Origin of the sequence: Escherichia sp. MOD1-EC6819 (assembly GCF_002965765.1) — a bacterium.
GTDB lineage: Bacteria > Pseudomonadota > Gammaproteobacteria > Enterobacterales > Enterobacteriaceae > Escherichia > Escherichia ruysiae.
The window spans coordinates 1-504 of record NZ_PTRG01000044.1; the positions used below are offsets into that span (position 1 = coordinate 1).

Annotated in this window: 1 protein-coding gene; it reads left to right on the forward strand. The window is 50.2% G+C overall.

Annotation, left to right across the window (positions count from 1 at the left end; genetic code table 11):
- Positions 1-504: autotransporter outer membrane beta-barrel domain-containing protein (locus A7Z06_RS21550; RefSeq protein ID WP_123058189.1), on the forward strand; the 504-nt coding region annotated here is incomplete at both ends.

Consider the following 504-nt stretch of genomic DNA (forward strand, 5'->3'; position numbering starts at 1 on the left):
GGGCAAATCGACGGCTACAGTGTGGGCATGTATGGCACCTGGTACGCTAACGAAGCAGATAAAACAGGAACTTATGTTGATAGCTGGTTGCTCTATAACTGGTTTGATAACACCGTCTCCGGCGAGTATCTGCCCAGTGAAAAATATCACTCTGACGGTATCACCGCCGCCATTGAAGCGGGTTATACCTTCCGTCTTGGTGAAAGCGCAGATGCCCGCACCAGCTACTGGTTGCAGCCTAAAATGCAACTGACGTGGATGGATGTGAAGGCAGACAATCATACTGAAGACAATGGCACTCTGGTTGAGGACAGCACCGAAGGTAACCTGCAAACGCGTCTGGGGGTGAAAGCGTACCTGCAAGGTCATAATGCTATTGATGATCATAAAGCGCGTTCCTTCCAGCCTTTCGTGGAAGCCAACTGGATTTATAACTCCCGCAATTACAGCGTGAAGATGGATGGCATCAGCGATGAAATCATCGGCACGCGTAACATCGGCGAG